The sequence below is a fragment of the Streptomyces sp. 2-1 genome, from assembly GCF_048564895.1.
Lineage (GTDB): Bacteria > Actinomycetota > Actinomycetes > Streptomycetales > Streptomycetaceae > Streptomyces > Streptomyces phaeochromogenes.
Genome location: NZ_CP183383.1, coordinates 8,389,526 through 8,410,173, shown reverse-complemented (window position 1 = coordinate 8,410,173; position 20,648 = coordinate 8,389,526). Strand labels below are relative to the sequence as shown.

Below are 20,648 nucleotides of genomic sequence, written 5' to 3'. Positions count from 1 at the left end.
CTCCGGCGCCCACCAGTCCCGCGTCCGGCGAGAGGGGACCGCTGAGTGAGTGGGTCGACCGGCTCGGACTACGGGCACCAGTCGCGCGGCGCTCGGCTTCGGAACCGCCCATGGGGCTGACGCGCGCTGCGCGGCAGTGTTACAAGCGGGAGAGAGCATTGAGGTCTCTGGCGAGACCGGTGCTGTCGGTGCCGATCTTGCGGTAGACGGAAGAGAGCAGTCGCTTCACACCCTGTTCGGTGATGCGCAATGCCTTCGCGACCACCCCTGCTGGGAGACCTTGAGCCGTCATTTCGGCAACGCGTCGTTCATGAGCGGTGAGTGTGTCTCTCTGCGCGCGACGCAGCGGCCGCAGTCCGGCCGCCGAGAGTTCCTCTCTGGCCTGGTCGGCCAGCGCCTCGGCGCCACAGTGAACAGCGGCCTCCAGACCCAGGTAGAGGCGGTCCGCAGCTTCTTGCAGTTGACCGTTCCGGGACAGGGCGGCGCCGTATCCGACCAGGACCCGGGCCAGCTCGTACGAGGCGGGAGACCGCTCCAGGTGGTCGACAGCCTCCGCGTACATGTCGAGCGCCGCGGGTCCGCCCGTCACCTCGGCCTCGGTGTGGAGCGCCTGGCCGATCGCGGAGGCCGCACCGAAGTGCCGGGCCCGCTTGACGGCGTCCTGGGCGAGACGGATCGCCCGGTCGGGAGCGGTGTGGGCGACGGCGGACGCGAGATTCAGTTGCCAGGGGCACCAGGTCGGGTTGCGCCAGGATCGTGACTCCAGCCATTCGCCTACCGCGGACAACAGGTGTTCGGCCTCGGAGTGCCTGCCCTCGGCCAGGAGTAGTTCGGCGTACACCGTGCGGGGATCCGGGTAGATGACGGCGTTCGGGACCACCTCGCCGTAGTGGTAGAAGTCGGCGAGCTGCCGCGCTTCTCCGGTCCGGCCGCGGGCGAGGAGGGTCTGGATGAGGATGCCGATGGCGAACCACTGGGCGGGCACCGCTCCTTCCACCCGTTCGGCGGTGCGCAGTCCCTCACGTACGAGTTCCTCCGCCTCGGTGAGGCAGCCGCGACGGTAGCGGATGTAGGCCAAGAGGGCTTGTCCGACAGCCAGGTGGGAGCCGCGCCAGCCTTTGGCCTCGCACTCGGCGATCCCCTCGGTGAACAGTTCCTCGGCCCGTCGTGGCTGGTCGCAGTACATGAAGACGAGGGCGACGGAAACGGGCAGCTCGAAGCCCCGGTTCTCGGCGGTCCAGCTCAGCCCGCCCCGCAGGGACTCCTCGGCGCATTCGAGGACGGTCTGCCGTGGCTCACCGCGCATCATGGCGTCCCAGGCGCGCAGGCCCAGGATGTACCGCTCCTCCAGACCACGGCCGGTCAGCCGCTCGGCCAGCCGTGCCAGCCTTCGCGAGCGGGCGGCCGAGTCGGGCTCGTCGGTGCGGAACGCGCTCCATGCGAAGTGGTCGGCCTGCATGCGCAGTCGGATACGTGGATTGGTGGCTTGCTGGGCCTCGTCGGCGGCCACGGCCGCGGCCTCGGCCACCCGGTCGAGGTGGGCCAGCGCCTGGGTCAGCCGATGCACGATGGAGGCGCGCAGATCGGGGTCGACTCCGGGCTCGGCCAAAGCTGCCCGGAGGTGGCTGACGGTGGCCGTGGGTTCGATCAGGGAGGTCGAGCAGGCGAGTTCGTGGAGGAGTGCCGCCCGGTCCTCGGGGAGGGGCGGCTCCTGCAGGGCCCGGGTCAGGACGCGCCGGGCGGCCTCCGGGGCCCCGGCACAGAGGTACTCGCGGGCGGCCTCCCGAAGGCATGCGACCGCCTCGGGCCTGCCCTCGCCGGGGACTTCCAGCAGATGCCGGGAAGCGGCGGTGGGCCCGAACCCCGCGGCGTGGACCGCCTCGGCCGCCGCGTTGTGCAGCCCGGCCCGCAGACTCGCGGAGATGTCCCGGTAGACCGCCGTGGCGATCAGGGGGTGTACGAACTCCAGGCCGCCTCCCTGACCTGGGGCGTTCTTCAGGATCCGGGCGGTGCGCAACTTCTCGGTCGCCTCGGCGGCTTCCTCGCTGCCGACCACCGCGATGGTGGCGGCGAGTTCCGGCGAGATGGACGTACCGAGGACGGCCGCGGCCCACGCGAAGCGGACGGTGGTCGTGCCGAGCCGGTGCAGCCGGTCGAGCAGCCCGGGCCCCTTCATCGCCGAGGCGATGTCGCGCATCGCGGGCAACTCGTCCGGTGTGCCCTTCATACGGCGCTCGCCCAGTCGGATGGCGAGCTCGACGGCCTCGAACGGGCTTCCGCCGGTGGCCGTCCAGCACTCCTCGCAGAACTCGTCCTCGGCTCCTTGACCCAGCTTGTCCCTGACGATGCGTGCCACGCCCGTGCACGTGAGCGGTGCGAGGGAGTAGGGGCGGTTCCGGTGGCGTTCGACGAGGGTACGGAAGGCCGCCGCCTCGTTCGGCAGTTCGTCGGGCCGGTAGGCGGCGACGATCAGCAGCGGGAGGTCGTCGGCCCGTGGGGCGAAGGAGGCGAGCCAGTTCAGGGACTCGACATCGGCCCAGTGCATGTCGTCCAGGAGCAGGATGACGGGCGCCTTCATCATCGTGAGACGCGTCATGACCCAGTCGAGTCCGTCGCGTACCCCGGTCGGGTCCGGTGCCCGAGCGGGGTCTGGTGCCTTGAGTCCGAGTGCGGCGGCGACGATGTCGTACCAACTGCCCAGGAAGGCCCGCCGCTCGGGCTCGTCCATCGCGGCCAGGGCGGGCTGCACCAGCTGTCGCACCACGTGGAAGGCGAATTCCTGCTCCTTCTCTCCGCCCTTGCCCGAGAACACCGTGAATCCGTGGGCCACGGCGCGGGCGCGTGCCTCCGTCATGAGCGCCGTCTTGCCCAGCCCGGCCGAGCCGGTGAAGGCGAGCAGCCCGGTGTGCCGCGGCCGTCGCACACCGTCGGTGGTTCTGCCCAGCTCCACCAATGCTTCGTCGATCGCGCGGAATTCACGATGGCGCTCCAGCAACAGGATGTTCCCGGTGGCGGGTTGCCGCAGCTCATGCACCAAGTGTCCAACCGCTTCATGTCGCTGATCCCCGGGAAGCAGCGCCGACTGCTCGAATTGCTCCTGAGGGGACGGCTTCTCCTCGGCCATCCACTCCCTCAACTCATTCAAGCCTTCAGCAGCAGCCTGCGTCGGAACCTGCGCATCCACGATGCGGTCGAGTTGCTTGAGAAGGTCGTCGGCCCGGACGGACAGGCTGGACGTCGACGGGGAGTTGGGCACGTCTGGCCAGTCGTGGGCGTTCCTCATCCTGCTGCCTCCTCTCCTGGATCGTCGTCCCTCCATTCGGATGGGAAGACGACCTCGTCCCCCAGTCCCGCGACCAGAGTGTTCCGCGCGTTTCTCAGATGGACCCGTACTGTGCTCGAAGCGATGTCCAAGTGTGCGCCGATCTCACGGTTGGTCCATCCGCCCTGCCATTTCAAGAGTGCTACCCGTCGCTGGGCGCAAGGCATGTTGTCGATGACCTTCCAACACTTCTGCAAAAGGAGATTGGAGATAGCGGTCCGCGGCGTATCCAGGTCGGTCACCATGTCCCGGCCGCTGACGCTCTCTCCATAGCGTCTGGCTGCTCCCCAGTGGTCGAATACCTTGTTCTTCAGTACCCGGTACAACCACGCCCGCTGAATGCTTTCGCTACGTGTGCGCACCGTGTCCCACTGCAAGGCAGCGGCCTTGAATGTCTCCTGAACCAGGTCGTGAGCCATATGGCGATCGCTGCCAAGCAGCCGTTCCGCGAACTTGACCATGCCGTCGCGGAACTGTTTGTACCGGACCGCAATCTCATCCCAGTATTTCGGCGGGATTTGGGGCGTCATGAGTCCCGCTCCAAAATCGACACTGCACCGACTCCGACCTGAATGAACATTTTCGGGCCTCCCACACCACGCTCCTGCGTCACTACGGTGCCGGGCGGCGCCTGCGTGGTGATGGCCAGCAGGGTTTTGCGGCGCGACCTCTCCGAAAGGGATTTCATCACTCCAACGATGAGTAAGACGCAGCAGGCGGACTGCCACGGCAACACGTGCCGCACGAAGCCTGCCCCCTCAACTGCCCACTCCTGTACCAGGGTTGTAATGGCGTTCATGCCTGTTCATCTCTCGCCCCACCAGAAGTGTTTAGCCGACGTCAACGGCCATGCGAACGCGCTACGGCAGGGTTCACCCCGGGGTGCAATCAAATTCGAACGCATATGCTGACGTAGATAGTGAGTCCCCACATCTGACGGGCAACTGCGGTAGTTAGTGGTGCTACGCGTCCACGGAAGCATGGCCTACTATCACAACACGCAGAATCAGAGCCGAGTACCGCACCCTTGAGGGTTCAGCGTGGCCAGCTTTCACTCCCCCGGGAGGATTACCTATGAGGTACAGCAATCAGGCATGCCCCAATATCGCGTCACGCTGCCGCTGATAGGAAATATGCGACAGGGGTGTCGCGATCCAGGTGATTGCCCCCTCACCCGCGCCCTGCTCGGACTGCTTAGCCTGCGGCTGAACGGCATCGACAGCCTCGGCGCGGCCGCCCACCCGCACCCCCGTGCGCGATGGCGCCAGTCGCCTGGCTGCGCCTGCTGGCCACCTCGCGCACCTCCCGTGTATCAGCGTGAAGGGGAGCCCACGACAACCTCCACCCGCCCAGTCCCTGCACGCACTGCAACCCGGACACTGAGCTCGGGGTCATTCCCGGCTGATCCGGACCTCGGCCGGGCACACATGAGCCCCCTCGCCGCTGCGGGCTGCAAGGAGGCTCACGAAAGCGAAGGGTTGTCCTCGGGTGCCGCGTCTCACGGGTGGACTATCGCCCGCCTGACGTGCAGGGGTCCGGGCGGCTATGTACTGTCAGTCGGGTCGGCGCCGTCCTGCATCAGAGCGCGCAACAGGGTCCAGCCCGGCGCTTGTTCACGGGGCCGGACGGCAGCGGAGAAGACTTCAGGGTCGGCGAAAATCGGCTCGCCATTGGGTCGGCGAACGTACGGAACGTATCCGTAGTCCACGCCGTCGTGGGTGTCGTAGCTCATCCAGGCGATCACTTCCCGTTCGCCCTCGCGCAGTGAGTGGTTGGACACCGCGCGCGCCTGGACGCTGTCGCCCGTGTCGATCCAGACCTGCGGGACGGCGAAGACGAAGCGGGAGATGTGGATCTCCTGGGCTTTCTCGGCAGCGCGTTGCTCGAACGCCACGGCGGTGGGCTCATCGCGCAGGTAGTCGTAGTCGGACACCACGAGAGTCCGGTCGCCTTGCAACGCCACCATCGCCGGGCAGTTTCGCTCAAGGATCGCCCGCTCCAGTCGGCCGACAACGTCGAACAGCAGGCTCTCGCTGTCCTGGTTCACGTCAGTGGTCACTTTCCTCCGGCGGACTGTCCCGGAGCTTGAAGTCGTGGTAAACCCCCATGATTTCCACGGAAACGCGATCACCGAGGTGGGCCAGTCGCAGCAGCGTGCGGCTGGTGTGGCTGTTCTGGCGACGTGCTGCGCGACTCGGCCTTGGAATCACTTCCGTCCCGTCCAGCGCTTCCAGCTCTTCGGCCAGTTCTTTCACTGTGGCTCGTGCTTGAGCCAAATCGATCTTCACGGTCCTTACCTCCAGGCTCCCCTGGCAGTCTCCCGCATTCGGGATGCTTGTGGAGCCCGGCGCTGCAGGTCAGTTGCCGCCTCGCTCGATGCTGGCCTCGACGTAGTCCGACAATTGATGGACAAGGTGATTGGCTGCCTGGACGGCCTCCCGCAGGATAGCGACGGCGGCCTCGATCCCCGCCCGGTGGAGATCCGGTTCTCCCAGCACCGCCATCGACTCGCTCAGTGTCGCGACCTTCAACGGACTAGGGTCCACGATGTCCAGCAGCCACCGGTAGACGCCCTCGTCGTCGTCACCCACGAACTCGAAGGTGACGGTCATCCCCTCCGGCCTGCCGACCATGCCAGTGCCCTGGGCGGCCTTGACCAGGAGGGACACTCCGTCCTCCTCGCCCAGTTGCTGGGGGTCCCAGGCCATCCCGATCGGCGGGGAGTCAGCGCTGTGGACAGAGGCGTCGCCGCCAAAGCTCGCGTCGACTTCGTAGGCGACGACGAGTTCAGTCAGCCAGGCACGGGCCGCTTCCTCGTGCAACACGAATGGGTCCACAGCGCTCTCCTTCCCGTGGCGATGGGGTGATGGGTTGGCTCACTCGGCGCCGGTACTGCCGGTATAGATCACAGGCGAGCCTGGCGGGGCAGGGTCGAGTGGTCGGCCGCGCAATGAACCCCCAGCAGGGCAGTGGACAAGTGCCCGTCCTGGTCGAACCCGAGGGTCTCGGCCGGCCGGGATGATCCAACGGGCGCTCCGTCTGCAGGCGGTGCGGCTCTCGCGCGTTCAGTGCGTGTGTCCGCCCGCCTGCCCCTCATCGCCGAGGTCGGGTGGCGCGGTGTAGTCGACACCTGATTCCGGGGAGACGATGTCTCCTGATTCGGCGTCGGTGCAGTAGGCGTCGAACACCTCGGCCGCGGTAAGGGGCTGGAGCCCGTCTCCACGCAGTCGCCAGCCGTAGACGCGGTCACTCGTGCCGGGAGCGCTGGTACGCATTACGACGCCTCCGGCGCTGTGTGTCGCGATGCCGAGGGCAAGGACCGTGGTGAATTCCAGCGCTTCGGTCTCGTCGAGTCGTGTGCTGCCGCCCTCGACGTTGTAGTCGGCATGCAGGACGGCAACGAGAGTTTCGGGCTCGGCAGAGACGCTGCACACGAGGTGGTACTCGCCGGTACTCGCGGCATCGAGGATGCACAGGAGCAGCTCCGAGGCGCGGTCGAAGGCGGCCCTGCCGATGTCTTCTCCGCAGTTGGCACAGGGGTCTATGCCGGAAAGAACGGTGGACGCATACTCCCAAGTGGCCTCGCGGACAGCGTTGTCAACGAGTTCAGGGACGAGTTCGGTGAGGGGCTGTCCCTCATAGAAGAGGGTGGGGCCAGTGGAGGCGAGTTCGGCGGTGAAGCGGGTGCGACTGGCCGGGGCGTCGGGGTCGAGGCCGCCCTCGGCGCAGAACTCGGCGTACTCCTCGGGGTCGAAGAGTGCGACGGCAGTGTGGCTGCCTTCATATGCGCGGGTCCGGAGCAGGGATTCCACCTGCCGTAGATAGGACTCGTGGTCTTCGAACTGGAAGGTGCGGTAGCGCCGCATTGCAGTGAAGTCCTGCTCGTCGGTGAGCAGGCCGATGGTGCCCGCGATTTCACGGTGCAGGTCGTGTCGTATGGAGGGCTGTTTGGTGTACGCCATGTTGGTCTCCTGTGCGCAGTCAATGAGTACGTGGATGACTTCAAGGTCTTGCGGACGACTGACCGGGCTCAGCCGGCGCGCGAGTTCTTCTGAAGGACCCAGCTCATCTCAGTCCGTCAGCAGGGGCGACACCTCGGAAGGCGAGCGTTGGCAGTGTGAGTGGTGAGCAACCTGCCTGGCGTCGCCGCCTTTGGCTCGCAGAGCGCAAGCTCGTAGGCGCGGTAGGGGTGAGTACGAAGGTCGACGCTTTGTCCTCGCCTCGGAGCCCGAGAACGTGTTGCGCTGGCCCGACTGAATTCGTGCGTGCCGGAGGTGCCAGATGAGCGTCGCGTTCTCGCGAGCCACCAGATCGATCGGGTCTAGCCCGGCCTGTCGGGCAACAGTCACGACGCCGCCCGACTTCGGGCTCAAGAACCGTGCGACGTCCAGCGTCCCCCAGCTCCTGCAACGTCGACGATGAGGTTCTCGATCGCTCCCCGGTTGCCGTTCGTGGGAATACGGGGCGCGGCCAGCCTCGATTAGCCGACCTCGCGCCGATCTTGTTTCGCGAGGGGCGTGGCGATGAGGAGAGGCACGCGTCTGCGTCGGGGTGTGCTACACGCTTCCCCCGCTGATCCGGTGGGTTCTGAGGGTGGCTGAGCAGATGTACTCGCCCCATTCATCGTGGGCTCGCTGGCCGGAACGGTCCCAAGTGAGTGGCTTGTTACAGTCCGCGCACGCACCCGCTGGTGATCCGGGATCATGCCGTTTGAGGTCGGTAATGGCGATCCTCCCTGGCTCCATGCAATGCTCGGTTCGGAGCTCTGCTGAAGGTTTCAGAGGGCGCAGCGCGTGACGGTCGGCGTTCTCGGCCTTGATCTCGGCCTGCCAGCCGCCGGCCCGGTACTCAGGGTCGGCAACCCACAGGTAGGCGACCTCCGGCGTCCTCCGTCGAACCGTGCCGGTGAAGGTCACCGGAGTCTCCACGGGCATCCCCCTGGAGTCCTCGAACCACTCGAACCGTCGCTCCTCCCCCACCGTCAGATCGGTGAAGGGTGACTCGATGAAGGTGGTGTAGCGGAAGTGCGTCGTGCTCCAGCGGAATTCCCTCACCTCGCCGTTGTCGTAGCGGCGCAGCGACGCCGTCTTCTTCTCGGGGTCGATGCCGATGAGCTGCCCCCCGGCAGTGTCGTTCGGAGGCTCGGCAGTGAGGATGTGCGCCACCATGTGCTTGCCGATGTACTCGGTGAGTTCCTCAGCAGACGTGGGTGCCTTGATCCACTTGTCGATACGGAGTTCCATCGGGGAAACCCCTCCTTATGTAGGCACACCAGAGGACCAGCCCCTGCGCCCACTCACAGAGACTGGCCTTCAGTGAACCTGCACACGACGGGATGCCGCTTCGGCCATGCGAACGGCTGAGAGAGGACGCGACCATCGGCATGGCATGCAATCGGAGCCACCATCGGAGTCCTGATCAACTGACGCAGGGGTCCGCCACGGACCGTTGCCGTTCCTCGTGTTCCCGCGGGAAGAGCGGGGCGGTGCCTGCAGGCTCCGGGGTCACGTGTACGTGGGCTGTCGCTGTGAAGCGGGTCTGGGATTCTCGGTCGTAGCCGTGGATGACAGTTTCTCCCTGCCGCTGGTCGGCGTGGTCGATCTCCAGGCCGGCATGGGCGCCGTGGTCGTCGCCGCAGACGGCGAAGTGATCAGCGATCTCGCCGATCAAGGTGGTCTCGATCTGCTGCTCTTCGAGCATGGTTTCTCCCTTCTTGATCGAGACGGATCGGGTGTGCGCCGGGCCCGCTGAGGCTGGTGGGCGGGGTGTCACTGCGTCAGGAGCAGCAACTTGCGGTGGGCCTTCGACTTCAGGTCGTCGTTCGTTCCCTCCAGCGACCGCTGTGCACGCGCCAGGTCCTCGGAGAGGTTGCGGGGCACGACCCCCATCCGGTGGTCCAGGAAGTCGGTGATGGTCCGCTCGGCCGCGTACGCGGTGTGTCCCAGCTTCCGGGCCCCTTCGTGGAACATGCCTTCCAACTCGTCGTGCCGTTGCTGTGCAAAGCTTTTCTGCCGGTCGGTGGCGTCCTCGTCGACTGTCCACAGGCTGTCGATCATCTTGTGGAAGTCGTCGATGAGCAGATCAGTGCGGACGAGTTGGTTCTCCTCGACCTCGAATGCCTTCGCGTAGTCGAGCGTCAGGCCGAGCGTGCGGCGGGCCTCTTCCAGAGCCGACAGGCCACCCTTGGTGTGCCGGATACCCCAGCGGTGCACGGCGTCCCGGGTCGCGAAGCGTTCAGTGTTGCCGCACTCGATCCGCCAAGGCGTGATGACGGACTCGGCCGAGGACGTCCCGTCGTGGGAGTTGATCGCCGCGAGGTAGAGGGCAACCTCGTCGTTCAAACCGCCGCGGTCAATCACGATCGAGTGGGGGATCTGCACGGTAACGAAGACCTTCCGGCCGCCGCGCAGCGCGCCGGCCGACTCCCAGACCGTGTCATAGCGCTGCACCAGGTCCTGAAGGAACTCGAAAACACGCCGATTCTGGAAGACCTCGTACCGCTCGCCCACGGTGCCGAGGGCGTCGCCTGTGTCCGTGCGGAGGGTGACGTAGCGGTCGGCGGCGTCGCGGATGGCGTCGTCCCACTTGTACAGCACGGGCTGTTTGTTGACCTCCCAGTCGATCCGAGCCAGCTTCAGTACTTCGTCGATGTCTGTGGTCCCGCCAGGGATCACGGCACCCAGGCCGTGCCAGGCCGGGGTGGTTGTGTAGAGGGCGGCCCCGCCTGTGGTGGTATCCAGCCCGTGCTGGGCGAGGATCAGCTCGATCCGGCCCTCGGTGTTGCGTCGCACGGTGAGAGTCTCACCTTCGTCCCAGCCGGTGAGGACGCGGTAGCGGTCGCCGCCGATCGGGGCGATCTCGCCCCGATCGATGCGCTCCTGGAACGTCCGCGCCTCCTCGCGTAAATCCTCGATCTGGGCCGCCTTCTCCTGCGCGAACGCGGTGTTGACGTCAGTCGTCATGGTTCGACTCCTTCATGATCTACTGGAGAATGTGGTTGCCGAGTGTCACCTCAACGCCCCTGGCCAGGCGGATGTGGGCAGTGCGCCAGAAGCAGATCCCGATTCTCGGGTGGTTGCGGCGGGACTCGAACCCAGCGACCTCAACGGCTTATAAGACCGGCGCTCTACCAACTGAGCTACGCAACCGAGCAGGTAACCGCGCACCGCAGAAGTGCGGAGCGCGGAAGTGAAAATGGCATTGTCGGCGCTCTTCCTTTACTGAGCCGAGCAGTAACCGCTGCGCGGAATTGAGCACCGAAGGGTCACCTAGATACGGTGCAGGAAAGCCTCCGAATACCGATCTTCAGCGAAATACGGCCACCGACTTTCGGGCACCTTGAGCCCAGAGCGCTACTGCGTGGCGCCTCGGACCCAACCGGCCATACCAGGCTCGGCGTGTCACGTGCGGAGCAGCGGGTGGTGGGGCCAATCACGGGGCCCGGCGGGGACCGCGCGTGCTGGTGCCCGCGATGCGTTCGGTGTGGACGACCCAGGTGACGGACTGCACCGTGCTGGGCAGTTCGCCTAGCCGCAGAGCGGCCTCGCGGTAGCAGTGCGCCAGCAGCGCGTACCGACGAGCGCTTCCCAGGCCCCGGTCACGTTGTCCGTAGGTGTCGCCCACCGCGACATCGTGAGCGTGACGGTCGATCACTACCGCATCGGGGTCGGACGGGTTGGCGATGCAACGGAAGAACATTCCTGTCTTACGCTCCATGGGCAGCACTTCCGCAGGGTCTGCCCCCGCCATAATCTTGGCGACCTTGGTGAGCGCGTCTTGAAAGTGGCCGGAGGGAACGCCGGTTTCGTATGCCTGACGGGCTAACCGGCTGTTCTCCGACCAGGACTTGTTCGCGGACAGGGCAGCAATCACACCGGCACCGGTGCGTGCGTCGCCGTTGGTGATCAGCGATGCCAGGTCGTGAGCGGTGCAGTACCACGTACGTCCACGCTGCATTTGCTCCGGAGTGGCGGCCCGCCACATAGCGATGATGTTGCGTACGTAGTGCTCACGCGTCTCCTCCGACGCATCGACAGAGATCATGACGTGCCTCCCTCCGAGGCGAGTGGGGTGAGATCGGGCGTCCTCGTCAGCGCCCGGCGGATCGTGACCGGCCACGCCTCCCGGCGCCCCTGGGGCCCGGCGATGGCATGGCTTGCCGGGATGAACTGCTGCCCTCCGGCGAGACTGCGGCGATGAACCGACGTCCGGGGTACGGGAGCGATTGCTGCGGGGAAGTTCCGCGTGTGAGGCATGGGACTGCACCACCCGCCGGCTGAGCGGACGGGGACGCGGTCGTCCCGGACAGGAACGCGGCATGGCTAATTCCCGGCACGGGATCGGCGAGCACGTCGGCTCAGTCCACGCTCGGAGATGTGGTTTTCGGAAGCGGATTGCCTGCCACACGAAGGTTCGCAGGCGCCTATTCTCCGTACGGCCTTGCGCCACCGCTCAGTCAAATACGGTTCCGGAAAGTTCCCAAGTACCGATCTTGAGAGGAGAATTGTCAACCGATTCGGGCTTATCCCTCTGAATCCCAAAACGGGCAGGTGGAGGAATGGGAAGGGTTCCGGTCAAATTCGTCTGGGTAGCTGCTGGGCAGAATCCCGTTGTCGGGCAGGGGAGCCGGGCCGTCGGCGATGAAGACCCCGAGGTCCGCCAAGCTACGGATCTCGGCGAGCGGCACCGTGGCTTCACAGGCCGGGCAAGGGCCAAGCAGGTAGAACGGCTCGCTGTCGTAGAGCGGATCGCTGTAGGAGAAGTTGTAGATCTGCTGCGGGTCATCCGGGTCACTCGCATGCAGAGTGAGGGGAACCAGCGGCAGAGACAGGGAGCTCCAGCGGCGGTCTGGTTGTACGTGCACCGGGTCGATGCCCAGCAAGGCGGCCAGGCGTACGGCCGCCCGGGCGATGTCTGCAGCCTTCCGCCGGGATATCAGTGGATGGGTGGAGTGTCGCCGCACGTAGTCGTTGGCAGATGCTGCCCTGCTGGCAATGGTCACGGCGAATACCTCCGGGTGGCAGATGGACGCGGTTCGAGGCGTGCGCGCGGCCTACGGCTGCCACGCGCTGGCAGCATCGGCTGATCTGTCCTGCCCTTCTGCGGGACTGCCGGGCCGTTGCCTGCTCGACCGACAGGGGAATGAGGTCCGCTCCCCTGGACGCTCGGCCCAGCGGATGGACCCCCGGGCCGAGCGCGGACAGTCAAGTGAGAGGGAGGAGCTTGCGGATGGCGTCAGCTACCGCTTCAGCGGCCACAGCGAGACCGCCTTCCTTGGTCAGGCGATACATGAAGGCGGTATTCCTGTCGAACACGTAGCCCTCGGGACAGACGTAAAGGATTCCTTCGTCATCCACACCTACGGTGAATGAGTGGCCCGCGGTGTCCTCGACCTTGCTGCTGACCCACCAGGGGCCGGGTTCAGTACTCCACTGCCCGTCGAATTTCGCAGCGGCGGCGCGGGCAATGTCCCAGACGGTGAACTGTTCTAGCGTCGTGGTCGGTGAGTTCTGTGGCATGCGTTATCTCCTTGGTCAGCGACGGGCTCAATGAGTGATGCTGTGAAGCGGAGTTCGGGCTGCGGCTCGAACCGTGATCACACACGCTGCGTCAGTTCGCCGGCCCGCCTACTCAGCGGGGTGTGACGACCCATGCCGCTGTGACGAGGCTGCTCACCAGGTCCAGGGCGTCCTGGGGCGAAGTCCGCGCAGGTTTCGTCCTACGGGCCGAACGACTCGGGAACGATGTCGTCGCCATCCTCAATGCGGAAACGGGCGATGGCTGCCTCGTACGGGCCAATCAGGTCCCGGGCCTGCTCGACTACCTTGATCAGCTCGGCGTGCTGCGCTTCCGGCCGACGGTCGTTCCAGTGGTATCCGGTGTCGGTGGGCGGGAGCCCTGTATGCGATTCGGCAGCGATCACGTGGGCATCTAGGGTCTGGTTCTCCCGCATGTGCCAGGTCAAGGCCTGGATCCAGGCCTGCTCGGTGGTGTGGTCCCGCACCACGTACGTGAAGGGCTGCTCACCGTCGTAGCGCTCTGGTCCGGCCACGGTGACGGTGTAGTCCCGGGGTTCCTCGGACCACTCCTCCTGTGGCAGTTCGTGCAGAGGCGATTCGAACCGCTCCGGCGCCAACGTGGCGAACGCTGTCACAGTGATCACGTCGCCTCGTCAAGCAGTCTGACTCCCTCTACGTCTCGCTCGTTCACGGCCAGAGAGACATTGATGCCGCCGGTGATCGGTAAATCGTCGAGCCACAGATCTTCGTTTTCGGCGAGATGTTCCGTCAGGGCTTCCGGGGCATTGGCCACGCCTGCGGGGACTTCCACGCTGACCAGGAAGTTGTACGTCACCTTTTCGGTCACCGTCATCTCGACCCTGACCTCGGTCATCTCCTCTGCGTTCACGATCTCGTCCTCGCCTTCAGACCATGGATGGGCCAGGGGCGCCGCCCGAATGGCGGCGCTCCTGGCATGGCCCCGCACCCCCTCCGGAGCGGGGGAGTTGAGGGGGTGCGGGAGTCTGTGTCCCTCAGCGCGTTGAGCGCGCTGTGTCGGGACCCGACCGAGGGGGTCAGACGCGGCTGACCGCGCGGAAGGCCTCCGCCCGCTGCTGCGGAGACCAGTCGCCGGTGAGCCGTACGCATCTCTCGGTGACGTTGCCGTCGCCCTCGTAGGGACCCTCGAACCGGCCGCCGAGCCAGGCGTGTTCGGGTATGGCATCGCCGATGGGGTAGGCAGACGGCTCGGTCACTCCGGTCCGGTCGATCTTGCCGACGCCCCAGGAGAGCATGTCGCCCTCCCACCATTCCGAGTCGTACTCGTCGTACGTCTCGCAGGTCGTAAACGGCCGCTCGATCGAACGGGAATCACCGTCCATCCATACGCTGCCGCACTGGCCCCCGGTCGGGGTGACCCTGGCCGAGTGCGGTAGCTCACGACGGGGCGGGTGATCTCGATTGTGTAGCTCATGATCACGCTGACTGCTTCACGCCGGACGCAGGACCAGCATCATACGAAGTGGCCCAGCCCTGGCGGACGCTGTAGCTCTCGCTGTACTCCATCCGCACCGGCGCGAAGTCCACACGAGCGGGCTTCTGCGACCGGTCGAGGCGCGATACCCAGCCGCGACCGTTTCGACCCTCTCCGCCTGCGGGGTGTCTGTCGGCGCGAGGCCAGTCCCAGCTGCCGGGCGCTTGAGTGAAGGCGACCGCAGGCTCGCACGAAGCGTCCTGTGGAAAGGTGTCGGGGGCCTTGTCCAGCGCGTACAGCAGTCCCTGATGGGAGGTGGTGGTAGGCGAGTAGCGCACGTGCGGAATGACGACCGTGTCGTCGTCCAGCACCCACGCGATGGGGGTGCTGTAGCTGTACACCTGGTAGACAATGCGTCCGGCATCGGCCTCCGCACGGTACCGGTCGGCCCACGGCTCCGGAAGCAGCCCTACGCAGTAGCTGCGCTCGTTGGTGGCGCGGAATGCACCCTAGGTGTTGAACGGCTCGCGTGCAGCCAGTGCTCTCCGCACTGACCACGATTGGGTGGCAAACCTGGGCATGGTCCTGTCCTCTCCAAGACCGGGATTGAGGGGGCCACCAAGGCGTCAGGCACCGTGTCCGAGACTCAAGTGCTGCGCGGCGGCATCCTCGCAGGCGACGCCTGGGGGGTCTCCTCCGTGGGATGGGTGACCAGAGTCGGAGAACTCCGCCAGCCTGTCTGGCGGCAGAGACCGCCGAGGCGCTGGCCCGACGTGTGCGAGCTGGTCAGGGCGAGTGCGGCCACCAGAGCCCTGGGCCACAACGCAAAGTCACGGATGTCGTTGGTGCCGTGCAAGCTCTGGGGACGCTGCCCTGCGAGCAGCGTCCCCAGTCTGGCCCCGTACCCCCTCCGCGGTGGGGGGAGTTGAGGGGGTACGGGAGTCTCGGTTCAAGCAAGGGGTCACTCGACTGCAGCGGCGGGGCCTGGGCGGGACTCAGCGGACGCCGAAGAGACCTGGGGACACGTTCACCAGAACGACGCAGCTGAGGGCAAGCCAGCCGATCACCTGCCACACGCGATCAGGGATACGACTCACAATCGGAGCCACTCGCTGACCGGAGCGCCCGTCATCTCGTCCCACGCCCTCTGTCCGTCTTGGCGATGAGGATGGTAGGGGGCGTCCTTGTCCGGCCCGACCCTGAAGAATTCGCGGCATTCGTGGATCTCCAAGTCGATGATCCACTGCATCATGGCCGCGTACAGGTCGTCCGGGATCATGTAGTCGCCAGCGTCGATGATCGCCGAAGGGACGAGCAGGATCTGCTCGGGATACCCCTGAAGCGCCTGTTCGCGGTCGGAGTTGACGGTCTCGATGAGTACTTGGACGATCACATACGGCACTCCCTCACCCATCACGTCCGCCCGGAACTCCCATCCGGGGCGGAAACTGACCTGGTTGATCAAGTCGGCAACTCGCTGAGCCTCCATGTCCTCTCTCCTCAAGCCCTCGGCCATGCGTCCGGACCGGCATGCCGCCAGCACGAACGTGCTCTCATCTGTAAGAGCAAGCGGGCGCACCCCGGTGGGATGCGCCCGATGCTCCGGCAGCTCAGTGACCTCCGAACCCCAAGGCCGACGTGATCGTTTCGGCCAAGTGGTACTGCTCGAAGAACGCGAGCGGGACCAGCGCAAACGCCCCCGCCAGCAGGTAGTCGTCGACCTTGGTCCACGCGTGATGCGCCGCGTTGCGGACGCTCTGGCGCCAGGTGATCTCGATCGTGATGTCGCACCCGAATACATCGGGGTGGTACTGCCGGGGTGTGCGCCCCAACTTCCCGCTCAAGCGGGTCACGTGCACGTGATGATTGCCGTCCGGCCGCTCGACGATGTGCTCAAAGCGCCATGCCCGTCCGGCAGCCGAGCCGGATTGCATGTGCAGCGTCGAGCCGGGAGTGACCTCCTGGCCGGTGGCGCGTGAGACAAGTTTCATGACCGCCTCCCCAGATCGGTTCTGGACCTGCCCGCGAACAACGGCCCATGCAGGCACCGTTGATCACGGGCAGGCTCAGAGCCTGATCTCTTCGGAGGCGGATAGATCGTAGATCGCGATCTGATTCCGCAGACGACCGAGGAACTCCGCCTTGGCCAGGTCGTCGATGATCTCGACCGGGTCCAGGTACAACCGCTGGCCGTCCACCCATCCCCCCATGGCGTTGGCGGTGGGGTACAGGGCGTGCAGTCGCTCGATGGCCGCCGCGAAGTCCGCAAACGGCACGGCGGACGGGACGGACCACTGTTCGTCGGTCGCGGACACGGCAAACCCCGATGCTGCCGGGGTCAGGGTTTCATCAGCGTTGAACCGGACCGTGAAGCCGCCGTGCGTAAACACAGCGTCATACAGGTCGATTAAGTCGCTGGTGACCAGTGCAGTTTCGTTCATGATCAGTTCTCCCCGTCTGACCAGGAATAGGCGAACTCACCAAACCGGCACGGAGTAGCGTGCCACTGGATTTCCGGGGTCCCGGACTGGCACGCAACGCCCACATAAATACGCCATTCTGAAACGCCTGATCGCCGATCAAGCGTGACCCTTGGCGAGACATGCGCGCCGAGAGCGGACGGTGCGGAATCTAGACCATTGACCGTGCACCGAATTTCTCTCTCACCTAAATACGGGCCACAAAACTCTCCGATTACCGATCACGGAGAGAATTTTCGAGACCCTTTTGAGGCGTGAAACGGTGCGGCCCATTGGGTGCGGACACACGTATTCGCTGTCCGCTCCGGCCAAGAGCCACTATATCTGCCGTTTCCCCGTCCAGAAGCGACCGGGAAACCGCAGACTGGCATTCACACGTTTGGCTTCCGCCGTAACGCACTCTCACCTATATACGGGACGCAGGACCGCCCGAATACCGATCATGGAGAATAATTTCAATATTCTTCCGACAGGCAAGGAAACGGCCAAACGGCGAACCTACCGCCCGTCCGGCACCCAAGGAGTCACACGGGTGTTGCGCCGATCAGTTGCTGTCGTAGCACGTCGCCACTCATGTACGGGACGCGGCTCCCCCCGCCCCCCAATACCGCCCACGATTGCCGCTTAGGACAACGCGAAGGGTCTCCGGGCTTTCAAGCCCGGAGACCCGTTACGGTTGCCCACTGTCAGGCGGTGGGCGGCGGCTCGGTACTGCGGTAGATCAGTTCGTCGCGCACGGCGTCAAGAGATGCCGTCAATGCATGCCATTCCTTGACCCCAGCGTCACGCGTGCGCTGCACCTTGGACGACGAGTGACGCGGCCCGCCGTACAGCTCTTGCGCGGTCCGTCCGAGCACGCTGGTACGGCCGAGATCGTCCGCTTGCTTCGCGATGTCCAGAATCGTGCTCAAAACCGGGAATTCGCGTCCGTCACCCCACGCAGACCGGAAAATCGTTTCGCTCTGTCCTGACAGATACGGTGTTACTGCCAGCGTGGACAGCTTGTCCGCGTGCGGGATTCCGCGCGTGATCTGTGCGCCCGGAGTAGCGTCCACCGACTCCGGTTTGACGTCCAGCCTGTACCCGTTGCGCGCGGCAGCATCACGGACTGCCCAGTATTGAAGGGTCTTACGGGTCACAATGATCGTTTCCCCGTCCCTGCGGACATACTGCCATGCGCACGCTTCGCGGTTTTCCACCCAGACAGCCGAGATCTCGCAGGTTGCGATGATCTCGCGCAGCCGCTTCGCGAAGATCAAAACTGCATCCTGAGTGACGTCATCGCTTACGTCATCGGTTCCGTACAGTGCGGACCCACTACGCGCCACAGTGGCGCTTCCGTCCATCCGCTTGCGGGACCGGGTGGAATCGACCGTGCGGCAGTATCCGCGCGCGATCCTCTGTAATTCCGTGAAGTCCTCTGACGTCACCCGCTTCACATCCTCTGCCGTGACGTCCCCCACAGGCTTATTCGCCTGCATTCCCTTGGCGGGAAGATCGTTCACGATCCTCTCCGATCAACCGTGACGCGTACCCTTTGTATCGCGTCCCTACTCTTCCATTCTCGCGCATTTCCGCCTCAATTCAAGGCTCACCGCGAACATTTCCCTATCATTTGCCAGACCCTCAGACCGGCGAGTAAATCAATATCACAGAGAAACAGGAGGCCACCCAAGCGAGGGGAAGGAAATAGCCCGCCATTCAATACAAGGCAAGCAAAAGAGAAAAGACAAGAACCGAATAGAGCGAAAGGGTAATGAATATGAGGCCAATGCAAGACATCAATTAAAACTCCATCACGTCATATCCGCTGCCAGCCCCCACTCACCGTTCCGTCTGTTGATATGCCTATCCCCCCCTCAGTTGCGCACATCCCTGGAAGGAGCCAAGAACACGACCACCTGCGCCAAGGAGAGGCGCGGGGGCTACCGGCCTAGCAGGAAGATGTATTGGGAGATGTATTGGAACTCAAATTGGAACCCCTATTGGCGAAGACGTTCGGCAGTCGGGATCTTGCTTGCTACGGATCATCGACGCACTCGCCGAGACTGGCTTGACCTGCTGGGCAGACGGGGGCTACCAGGGCGCCGGCGGCATCATCCCGGTGCATATTCGTGGCCGATACCGCAACCTCCCAATCGAGCAGCACCGTCGACGTACAGGTCAACTACTGCTTCGACGTCCTTCACCAGGGCGTCGCCTGGCAACTCCTGCCGTTGGAACTTTTCGGCTCCGTGCAGACCTAACACGCCTGCACGCGGCCCTGCGTGGCCCGCAGATGCGGCAACTCCCACTGTTCGAGGAGGCGATGGGCCGACAAGGCCTGACCTTGCTGCGGAAGCGGGAAACCCCCTGCACCAGCGCGGACCAACTTGCCGAAGCGATAGTGGAAGCGTTCGAGAAGCGCCTGAGTTCCGAGATGACGAAAGACCCCCTCTACACTCGGGAGAGCTTTTGTCTAGTGTGATCCTTGGAGCTCCCGGAGCCAAGATCAATCAGGCTTGATCACGCCGTTTGCGTCATGCCGTGGCCAAGGTCTAGTTGGGGGGCTTGAGGTTGATCAATGCTGGGCGCGCAAGGATCTGTCACGTAGTCGTGCCGAACTGTGCTCGCTGGCAGTACTCTCGGGCGGGCGTCGCTTCGCAGACTGCAGATGCGTCAGAACACGCGTGCGCGGGGAGTGGGATAATGATCTTTCGGGGGGCCTCTAGGGTGTCGCGGCGTGCGAGTGAGAGCCGATCACGGCCTATGTTCTTGGCAATCGCGTCAACGGGTTCCGTTATCGGCATCGGCGTTGTCAAGTTGGCGCAGCTCACAGGAATTCGCTGGCAGGTGAACCTGATCGCTGCACTTCTTTTCGCCGGGATGCTAACCTCTTTGATCTCCTTTGAGTTGCACCGCAGGCGCGAGAAGCGGGCGAATGTCAGGATTTTGGGGAATTACCGTGGCGAATACAGAGAGTACAGACTGAGACGTGATGGAGTCTGGGAGCCTCTTACCGAGGCCCCCTTGTGGTCCGCCATGCCCTCTGGTCTCTCGATAAATGAGAAGTGGGAGTGGAGATGGGAGGACAGCAATGCAGATCCGAACGATGCCAGGACTAGGGCGGAATACCGCGAATACCTCAACGCTGACCCAGCAGGCTATCAACAACGTTTAACTGCTGCCCAATCGGAGATCGAGAACGAAGAGACAGAAGAAGGCATTGAGCAACTAAGTGAGTTGCTTGAGGGGGAGAGAGTCGCACCCGATCCGACTCATCCCGAATCCCGTCATGCAATGAATTATACGGCTTCCAGTGTTATGGAAGTGTTCCGATTGATCGGACCTCCTCCACCGGGAATTACCGGGCCGCCTGACGAGGGCGACGGGGGAGTTCCTGACTCTGGTGCGGGTATCCCTAGTGGAGGCCGCCGTGGCTGAGCATGACGGGGATGACCTGCTTCGGTACCGCAGCGACGACGACGTAATTGCCACAATGAATGCTTGGAAGGATCTACCTCCATCGCATCTCAAGTTGGCGCTACAGTTCTGGAACGATCGCGTGACGGCCGACCATGAACTTCGGATGGTGCAGGAGAAGAATCGAAATCGTCTGGATGTCATGGGGCTGATTGCGGCGTTCGGTGTCTCGGCAGCGTCCGTGGGGAGTGCGATCTACTTTGGGGCGATCCACGATTATTGGATGGCTGGCATCATGCTAGGTCCGAGCGTTTTTGCAATCATGAAGCTATTCATCACACGGAAGGCGGGTAAGACGGACCTCAAGGCCGCCGGGTCTACCCTAGGTGTGATCTCGCAGCCTGGCGGCCCCCCTCCCCTTCAGTGACCTGCCCCCGCAGCGACGGCTGGCAAGCTTGCTGGCTGAAAGCCAG

24 protein-coding genes and 1 tRNA gene are annotated in these 20,648 nt (G+C 64.6%); 4 read left to right on the top strand and 21 right to left on the bottom strand.

The features are described 5' to 3' along the window. Nucleotides 1-139: 139 nt before the first annotated feature. From ACN20J_RS37125 to ACN20J_RS37090, 8 genes are all read right to left on the bottom strand, one after another. On the bottom strand, nt 140-3,283 hold the full coding sequence (locus ACN20J_RS37125) for an ATP-binding protein (RefSeq protein ID WP_419667588.1): 3,144 nt from the start codon (nt 3,281-3,283) through the stop codon (nt 140-142). Then, nucleotides 3,280-3,852: an RNA polymerase sigma factor gene (locus ACN20J_RS37120; RefSeq protein ID WP_266763101.1), complete on the bottom strand. Its 573-nt coding sequence runs from the start codon at nt 3,850-3,852 to the stop codon at nt 3,280-3,282. Before ACN20J_RS37120 ends, ACN20J_RS37125 begins: the two co-directional genes overlap by 4 nt. Next, on the bottom strand, nt 3,849-4,121 hold the full coding sequence (locus ACN20J_RS37115; RefSeq protein WP_266763103.1) for a hypothetical protein: 273 nt from the start codon (nt 4,119-4,121) through the stop codon (nt 3,849-3,851). Before ACN20J_RS37115 ends, ACN20J_RS37120 begins: the two co-directional genes overlap by 4 nt. 744 nt (nt 4,122-4,865) lie before the next feature. Further along, a complete protein-coding gene (locus ACN20J_RS37110; RefSeq protein ID WP_266763105.1) occupies nt 4,866-5,381 on the bottom strand; it encodes a hypothetical protein in 516 nt (171 codons plus the stop codon). Beyond that, the gene (locus tag ACN20J_RS37105; RefSeq protein WP_266763107.1) at nt 5,371-5,610 is read right to left on the bottom strand and encodes a hypothetical protein; all 240 of its coding nucleotides are present in this window, start codon (nt 5,608-5,610) and stop codon (nt 5,371-5,373) included. Before ACN20J_RS37105 ends, ACN20J_RS37110 begins: the two co-directional genes overlap by 11 nt. 69 nt (nt 5,611-5,679) lie before the next feature. Beyond that, nucleotides 5,680-6,159, bottom strand: coding sequence for a hypothetical protein (locus ACN20J_RS37100; RefSeq protein WP_266763109.1), 480 nt, complete (start codon nt 6,157-6,159; stop codon nt 5,680-5,682). A 228-nt stretch (nt 6,160-6,387) separates the two neighbouring features. Next, nucleotides 6,388-7,284 (bottom strand): hypothetical protein, encoded by an 897-nt coding sequence (locus ACN20J_RS37095; protein WP_266763111.1) that lies wholly within the window; start codon nt 7,282-7,284, stop codon nt 6,388-6,390. Between the two features lie 594 nt (nt 7,285-7,878). After that, nucleotides 7,879-8,565, bottom strand: coding sequence for a hypothetical protein (locus ACN20J_RS37090; RefSeq protein ID WP_266763113.1), 687 nt, complete (start codon nt 8,563-8,565; stop codon nt 7,879-7,881). A 316-nt stretch (nt 8,566-8,881) separates the two neighbouring features. Between ACN20J_RS37090 and ACN20J_RS37085 the strand changes: the two genes are divergently transcribed. Further along, nucleotides 8,882-9,073 carry a hypothetical protein gene (locus ACN20J_RS37085; RefSeq protein ID WP_266763115.1) on the top strand — a complete coding sequence of 64 codons (192 nt, stop codon included), beginning with the start codon at nt 8,882-8,884 and terminating at the stop codon, nt 9,071-9,073. 17 nt (nt 9,074-9,090) lie between these two features. Here the strand turns inward: ACN20J_RS37085 and ACN20J_RS37080 are convergent, their stop codons facing one another. The 13 genes from ACN20J_RS37080 to ACN20J_RS37020 form a co-directional block, all read right to left on the bottom strand. After that, entirely contained in the window at nt 9,091-10,284 is a 1,194-nt protein-coding gene (locus ACN20J_RS37080; RefSeq protein WP_266763117.1) for a DUF932 domain-containing protein, read from the bottom strand. Between the two features lie 110 nt (nt 10,285-10,394). After that, nucleotides 10,395-10,470: transfer RNA gene (locus tag ACN20J_RS37075), tRNA-Ile, on the bottom strand. A gap of 283 nt (nt 10,471-10,753) precedes the next feature. Further along, nucleotides 10,754-11,365: a DUF7178 family protein gene (locus tag ACN20J_RS37070; RefSeq protein ID WP_266763119.1), complete on the bottom strand. Its 612-nt coding sequence runs from the start codon at nt 11,363-11,365 to the stop codon at nt 10,754-10,756. Nucleotides 11,366-11,843: 478 nt separating this feature from the next. Beyond that, nucleotides 11,844-12,323, bottom strand: a complete 480-nt coding sequence (locus tag ACN20J_RS37065; protein WP_266763122.1) for a hypothetical protein — start codon at nt 12,321-12,323, stop codon at nt 11,844-11,846. 202 nt (nt 12,324-12,525) lie between these two features. Further along, a complete protein-coding gene (locus ACN20J_RS37060) occupies nt 12,526-12,840 on the bottom strand; it encodes a hypothetical protein (RefSeq protein WP_266763124.1) in 315 nt (104 codons plus the stop codon). A gap of 200 nt (nt 12,841-13,040) precedes the next feature. Beyond that, nucleotides 13,041-13,484, bottom strand: coding sequence for a hypothetical protein (locus tag ACN20J_RS37055; protein ID WP_266763126.1), 444 nt, complete (start codon nt 13,482-13,484; stop codon nt 13,041-13,043). Then, entirely contained in the window at nt 13,481-13,729 is a 249-nt protein-coding gene (locus tag ACN20J_RS37050; protein ID WP_266763127.1) for a hypothetical protein, read from the bottom strand. Before ACN20J_RS37050 ends, ACN20J_RS37055 begins: the two co-directional genes overlap by 4 nt. A gap of 166 nt (nt 13,730-13,895) precedes the next feature. Next, nucleotides 13,896-14,201 carry a hypothetical protein gene (locus tag ACN20J_RS37045; protein ID WP_266763129.1) on the bottom strand — a complete coding sequence of 102 codons (306 nt, stop codon included), beginning with the start codon at nt 14,199-14,201 and terminating at the stop codon, nt 13,896-13,898. Between the two features lie 94 nt (nt 14,202-14,295). Continuing rightward, nucleotides 14,296-14,694, bottom strand: a complete 399-nt coding sequence (locus tag ACN20J_RS37040) for a hypothetical protein (protein WP_266763131.1) — start codon at nt 14,692-14,694, stop codon at nt 14,296-14,298. 692 nt (nt 14,695-15,386) lie between these two features. Further along, a complete protein-coding gene (locus tag ACN20J_RS37035) occupies nt 15,387-15,809 on the bottom strand; it encodes a hypothetical protein (RefSeq protein ID WP_364185253.1) in 423 nt (140 codons plus the stop codon). Nucleotides 15,810-15,903: 94 nt separating this feature from the next. Continuing rightward, the gene (locus tag ACN20J_RS37030; protein WP_266763135.1) at nt 15,904-16,284 is read right to left on the bottom strand and encodes a hypothetical protein; all 381 of its coding nucleotides are present in this window, start codon (nt 16,282-16,284) and stop codon (nt 15,904-15,906) included. Between the two features lie 75 nt (nt 16,285-16,359). Continuing rightward, a complete protein-coding gene (locus ACN20J_RS37025) occupies nt 16,360-16,734 on the bottom strand; it encodes a hypothetical protein (RefSeq protein ID WP_266763137.1) in 375 nt (124 codons plus the stop codon). A 725-nt stretch (nt 16,735-17,459) separates the two neighbouring features. After that, the gene (locus tag ACN20J_RS37020) at nt 17,460-18,278 is read right to left on the bottom strand and encodes a hypothetical protein (RefSeq protein ID WP_266763139.1); all 819 of its coding nucleotides are present in this window, start codon (nt 18,276-18,278) and stop codon (nt 17,460-17,462) included. A 609-nt stretch (nt 18,279-18,887) separates the two neighbouring features. On the opposite strand from ACN20J_RS37020, the gene ACN20J_RS37015 reads away from it, so the two are divergent. The 3 genes from ACN20J_RS37015 (at nt 18,888) to ACN20J_RS37005 (ending at nt 20,602) form a co-directional block, all read left to right on the top strand. Next, nucleotides 18,888-19,019 carry a hypothetical protein gene (locus ACN20J_RS37015; protein WP_266761295.1) on the top strand — a complete coding sequence of 44 codons (132 nt, stop codon included), beginning with the start codon at nt 18,888-18,890 and terminating at the stop codon, nt 19,017-19,019. A gap of 508 nt (nt 19,020-19,527) precedes the next feature. Next, entirely contained in the window at nt 19,528-20,196 is a 669-nt protein-coding gene (locus tag ACN20J_RS37010; RefSeq protein ID WP_266761262.1) for a hypothetical protein, read from the top strand. Continuing rightward, nucleotides 20,189-20,602, top strand: coding sequence for a hypothetical protein (locus ACN20J_RS37005; RefSeq protein ID WP_266761260.1), 414 nt, complete (start codon nt 20,189-20,191; stop codon nt 20,600-20,602). The genes ACN20J_RS37010 and ACN20J_RS37005 overlap by 8 nt, the downstream gene beginning before the upstream one ends. Nucleotides 20,603-20,648: the final 46 nt, after the last annotated feature.

Bases quoted from the DNA above. Each gene is read 5' to 3' on its own strand.
- ACN20J_RS37080 (WP_266763117.1), bottom strand. From the start codon at position 10,284: ATGACGACTGACGTCAACACCGCGTTCGCGCAGGAGAAGGCGGCCCAG.
- ACN20J_RS37060 (WP_266763124.1), bottom strand. From the start codon at position 12,840: ATGCCACAGAACTCACCGACCACGACGCTAGAACAGTTCACCGTCTGG.
- ACN20J_RS37035 (WP_364185253.1), bottom strand. From the start codon at position 15,809: ATGGCCGAGGGCTTGAGGAGAGAGGACATGGAGGCTCAGCGAGTTGCC.
- ACN20J_RS37125 (WP_419667588.1), bottom strand. From the start codon at position 3,283: ATGAGGAACGCCCACGACTGGCCAGACGTGCCCAACTCCCCGTCGACG.
- ACN20J_RS37095 (WP_266763111.1), bottom strand. From the start codon at position 7,284: ATGGCGTACACCAAACAGCCCTCCATACGACACGACCTGCACCGTGAA.
- ACN20J_RS37030 (WP_266763135.1), bottom strand. From the start codon at position 16,284: ATGAAACTTGTCTCACGCGCCACCGGCCAGGAGGTCACTCCCGGCTCG.
- ACN20J_RS37115 (WP_266763103.1), bottom strand. From the start codon at position 4,121: ATGAACGCCATTACAACCCTGGTACAGGAGTGGGCAGTTGAGGGGGCA.
- ACN20J_RS37045 (WP_266763129.1), bottom strand. From the start codon at position 14,201: ATGGACGGTGATTCCCGTTCGATCGAGCGGCCGTTTACGACCTGCGAG.
- ACN20J_RS37090 (WP_266763113.1), bottom strand. From the start codon at position 8,565: ATGGAACTCCGTATCGACAAGTGGATCAAGGCACCCACGTCTGCTGAG.
- ACN20J_RS37120 (WP_266763101.1), bottom strand. From the start codon at position 3,852: ATGACGCCCCAAATCCCGCCGAAATACTGGGATGAGATTGCGGTCCGG.
- ACN20J_RS37070 (WP_266763119.1), bottom strand. From the start codon at position 11,365: ATGATCTCTGTCGATGCGTCGGAGGAGACGCGTGAGCACTACGTACGC.
- ACN20J_RS37025 (WP_266763137.1), bottom strand. From the start codon at position 16,734: ATGAACGAAACTGCACTGGTCACCAGCGACTTAATCGACCTGTATGAC.